5 protein-coding genes are annotated in these 4529 nt (G+C 58.5%); 3 read left to right on the forward strand and 2 right to left on the reverse strand.

The features are described from left to right. Nucleotides 1-192 precede the first annotated feature (192 nt). Together OO25_RS21070 and OO25_RS21075 are read right to left on the reverse strand one after the other, a co-directional pair. Nucleotides 193-1098 (reverse strand): bestrophin family protein, encoded by a 906-nt coding sequence (locus OO25_RS21070; protein ID WP_040182691.1) that lies wholly within the window; start codon nt 1096-1098, stop codon nt 193-195. Between the two features lie 31 nt (nt 1099-1129). Further along, the gene (locus tag OO25_RS21075) at nt 1130-1999 is read right to left on the reverse strand and encodes a LysR family transcriptional regulator (protein WP_040182693.1); all 870 of its coding nucleotides are present in this window, start codon (nt 1997-1999) and stop codon (nt 1130-1132) included. A 135-nt stretch (nt 2000-2134) separates the two neighbouring features. Between OO25_RS21075 and OO25_RS21080 the strand changes: the two genes are divergently transcribed. The 3 genes from OO25_RS21080 to OO25_RS21090 all read left to right on the forward strand — a co-directional run bounded on the left by OO25_RS21080 (nt 2135) and on the right by OO25_RS21090 (nt 4529). Beyond that, entirely contained in the window at nt 2135-3253 is a 1119-nt protein-coding gene (locus OO25_RS21080) for an S-(hydroxymethyl)glutathione dehydrogenase/class III alcohol dehydrogenase (RefSeq protein WP_346348384.1), read from the forward strand. Between the two features lie 58 nt (nt 3254-3311). Next, nucleotides 3312-4151 (forward strand): S-formylglutathione hydrolase, encoded by an 840-nt coding sequence (gene fghA / locus OO25_RS21085; RefSeq protein ID WP_040182696.1) that lies wholly within the window; start codon nt 3312-3314, stop codon nt 4149-4151. Between the two features lie 174 nt (nt 4152-4325). Beyond that, nucleotides 4326-4529 (forward strand): HIT family protein, encoded by a 204-nt coding sequence (locus OO25_RS21090; RefSeq protein WP_242407092.1) that lies wholly within the window; start codon nt 4326-4328, stop codon nt 4527-4529.

Here is a 4529-nt window from a genome sequence, read left to right on the forward strand (position 1 = left end):
CTAGTTAACGTGACAACACCCGAGGACGTTATGCACTATGACAGCCTGCGTCAATGTTGGCATCAGCAAGCTCACCGCGAGAGACACGTTTTCGAAGGGCGATCAACGCAGTTGGCTCTATAGACAGAAATTGCGGCAATAAAGCGCTCAACGATTGCCGAATCCGGCAACACGTCGGCGGCGTCGAAGGGGTCAGGTAAGGACGTATTTCTGGGGGGGCCAAGCCGGAGGCGGCTTTTGGTCGAGGGCTTCACAGGCAGACCTCTCGATGATCCGGCACATGGCGTCGAGCGGCAAACCATTTTGCACGTTTCGAAACGGCAGTTCGAGTTCGTTGGTAACGGCCTGCAGCCCAAAAAAAACATAGGCAACCGCCGCGGTGAAGACCGGCGCGAACCAGTTCGTCGCCTCGATCAGGGCAAAGGGCAGCAAAAAGCAATAGAGATAGGTCGTGCGGCGCACCAGAAGGGAATAGACAAAGGGCAAGGGCGTCGTCGCAATCCGTTCGCATCCGGCCTGCGCCATAGCCAGCGAAGACAGCGTGCTAGACAGGGTCATCTTCCCGAAGCCATCAACGGCGCCGCTATTGCTCAAGGTGCTTATCTGCTCCGCCATCGCCCGCAGGGCCGCATCTGCGGGATTGGTCTTTGCGAGCAAGGCTTGCGCGCGGGTTTCGTCTATCCAACCAGACAGATCCGCCCTTACCTCTGCGTTTCGCAGAAAGCCGCGGTGCAGATGGCTGAATGCCACCCCTAAAGATAGGATTTTCCGGCGGTCTTCGGCCTCAGGAACAAAGATGGTAAGCTGTCGCCCCAGATTGCGCAGGTCGGCGATCATTGTCCCCCAAAGCTTGCGCGCCTCCCACCAGCGGTCATAAGCAGCATTGTTGCGGAACCCGAGAAATAGCGACAGCGCGATGCCAAAGACGCCCATCGCCGCAATGGAGACGCGGGGCAGGGGGACGATATGTTGATCAACCAACAGCACCGCCGCCGTCAGCACGGCGACCCCGACAATTCTGCCCGCGATTCTGGGAACGATCGAGCCCTGCATGACAAAGAACAGGTTCAGCGCCTTCGGGGGATCTCTGACAATCATCTAAAGTTCCTCTGTGCCTTTGACGGACGATTCATCGCAACCCGTCCCCGATGTGGTCAATCAGGAACCGGACTTTTGGCGACAGATGCCGGTTTTGCGGATAGATCGCCCAGATGCCATCGTCAGGCGCGCGATAGGTTTCCAGAATCGAAACCAGCCTCCCTTCCTGCAGCTCTCCCTCGACGTAGTAATCTGGCAGCTGAATGATCCCCAGGTTCCTGCGTGCGGCATCGACCAGAGAGGCCCCGCTGTTGCAGCGCAGATTGCCCTTCACCCGAACATGCCGCATGGTTCCTTTTTCCTGAAACCGCCAATATCCCAAAGTACCCTGAAGGCAATTGTGCTTGTCGAGTTCGGACAGGGTGTGCGGGGTGCCATGGGCGGCGAGGTAGTCGGGCGCGGCGCAGGTGTAATGCCGGCGTGAACTCAGGCGTCTTGCCATCATGGAACTGTCCTCCAACTCGCCCAGCCGAATGGCAAGATCATAGCTTTCCGCCACGAGGTCGAGCAACTGGTTGGTTAGCCTTAGATTGATCTCCAGATCTGGGAAGCGCCGCAGGAAATCATTGACCAAAGGTGCGATGCGGCTTTCTCCAAAGGTCACGGGTGCGGTCATGTTCAAGCGTCCCTTGGGGTTCTGCTGCAGATCGGTGATCGCGCGCTCGGCCTCGGCCAGCCCGTCGAGCACTTGGCGGCAATGGTTGTAATAGACCTGCCCGGTTTCGGTGATCGTCACCCTACGCGTGGTGCGGTAGAAAAGCTTGGTGTCGAGCCGCGCCTCCAGTGCTCCGATCTGGCGGCTGACCTGTGCGGTGGAAATCCCGAGATTTCCGGCAGCGGCGGTAAAGCTATGGGTTTCGGCCACAGCTACGAATTCGGAAACCCCTTCCCAGCTCAGCACTGTGTTCCTCTTCAACCCCACAATTGTTGCATGATGGTAATAGTGTTTTGTAAATCAACGTGATTATCGCTTCTCTTGGGATAGTCCATTTGTCGGTCAGACATCAAGCAAAACAAAGCGAGTGCCATGACCGATATCATCAAATGCAAAGCCGCTGTCGCCTGGGCCGTCAACGAACCGCTCTCGATCGAAGAGATCGAAGTGATGCCGCCCAAGGAGGGCGAAGTGCGGATCAAGATCATCGCTTCGGGCGTCTGCCACACGGATGCGTTCACCCTGTCCGGCGAAGACCCCGAGGGGCTGTTCCCGGTCATTCTCGGCCATGAAGGCGGCGGCATCGTCGAATCGATCGGCGAGGGCGTCACCAGCGTAGCGGTTGGCGATCACGTGATCCCGCTCTACACGCCGGAATGCGGCGAGTGCAAATTCTGCGAATCCGGCAAGACCAACCTCTGCCAGAAGATCCGCGAAACGCAAGGCAAGGGTCTGATGCCGGACGGCACGAGCCGCTTCTACAAGGACGGCCAGCCGATCCTGCATTACATGGGCTGTTCGACCTTCTCGGAATACACTGTACTGCCGGAAATCTCCCTCGCCAAGGTGAACCCCGAGGCGCCGTTGGAAGAGGTCTGCCTGCTGGGCTGCGGCGTCACCACCGGCATGGGCGCCGTGATGAACACCGCCAAAGTCGAGGAGGGCGCAACCGTCGCGATCTTCGGCATGGGCGGCATCGGCCTTTCCGCCGTGATCGGCGCCACGATGGCCAAGGCCAGCCGGATCATCGTCATCGACATCAACGAAAGCAAATTCGACCTCGCCCGCAAGCTGGGCGCGACCGACTTCATCAACCCCAAGGATCACGACAAGCCGATTCAGGAGGTGATCGTCGAGATGACCGACGGCGGCGTCGATTATTCCTTCGAATGCATCGGCAACGTCAATGTCATGCGCTCGGCGCTGGAATGCTGCCACAAGGGCTGGGGCGAATCCGTGGTCATCGGAGTCGCCGGTGCGGGGCAGGAGATCTCGACCCGTCCGTTCCAGCTGGTCACCGGCCGGGTCTGGCGCGGCTCGGCCTTTGGCGGGGTCAAGGGGCGGTCAGAGCTGCCTGACTATGTCGAACGCTACATGCAGGGCGAGTTCAAGTTGAATGATTTTATCACCCACACCATGAGTCTGGAAGAGATCAACGAGGCTTTCGACCTGATGCATGAGGGCAAGAGCATCCGTTCTGTCATTCATTTTGACAGCTGACTGCCTCCGGTGCCGCGCCGCTTGCGGCGCGGTCCGAACAACTTCTGGGAGACCTGCCATGTCATTGGAACTAAAGAGCGCCAACAAGGTCTTTGGTGGCTGGACCAAACATTACAGCCATCATTCCGATAGGTTGAACTGCGATATGCGCTTCGCGATCTACCTGCCGCCACAGACCGCGCAGGGGCAGAAGGTCCCTGTGATCTACTTCCTCTCTGGCCTGACCTGTACAGATGAGAATTTCATGCACAAAGCCGGGGCGCAGCGCCTTGCGGCGGAACTCGGTATTGCGTTGGTGGCACCCGACACCAGCCCACGGGGCGACGATGTGGCCAATGCGGAGACCTATGATCTGGGGCAGGGGGCCGGGTTCTATGTGAATGCGACAGAAGCCCCATGGAACCGGCATTACCATATGTATGACTATGTGCTGAAGGAATTGCCCAGGCTGATCGAAGAGACATTTCCGGTAAGCGATCAGCGGTCGATCTTCGGGCACTCGATGGGCGGCCACGGTGCGCTGGTTCTGGCGTTGCGCAACCCGGAGCGATACAGGTCCGTCTCTGCCTTTAGCCCGATCTGCAATCCGGTGAATTGCCCCTGGGGCCGGCAGGCCTTTAGCACCTATCTGGGCGACGACCGCGGCGCCTGGGAGGCTTATGACGCAAGCCTTCTGATGCGCAAGACCAATGGCGGGCTCCCGACGCTGGTGGATCAGGGCGAAGCGGATGATTTCCTTGACGAGCAGCTCAGGCCCGGCGCGCTGGAAGCGGCGGCGGAGGCGAGCGGCTATCCTCTGACCCTGCGGCGGCAGGAGGGGTATGACCACAGCTATTTCTTCATCTCGAGCTTTGTGGATGATCACCTGCGGTTTCACGCCCTCCATTTGGATAGGTAACGGCTCCGACCCTTCGCCTTTTGGATGTAGGACTAAAGCATGTTGCTTTCGCCAGTCTTCCGATCCCATCGGTTGGAAGAGGAAATCATCGACAAGGCGGCCGAGGTTCGCTTGCGCTGCCTTTCAAACTGGCTAGCCTTGATTTTCAGAAGTCACCGACAGAGAGGCTCGTTGATGTCTGAGACCTGTACCTTCTGCCGAATTGCCGCGGCAGACTTGCCGGCTTACAAGTTGTTCGAGGATGAACTCGTGCTTGCCTTTCTCGATCTTCATCCGATCCGCGAAGGCCACGCACTCATCATCCCAAAACAGCACTATCCGTGGTTTGAAGACATGCCAGAGCAGGTGACCGCACGGAGGTGTTGTCACGTTAACTAG

It is taken from the genome of Phaeobacter sp. S60 (genome assembly GCF_000826845.1).
In the GTDB taxonomy this organism is placed as follows: Bacteria; Pseudomonadota; Alphaproteobacteria; order Rhodobacterales; family Rhodobacteraceae; genus Phaeobacter; species Phaeobacter piscinae.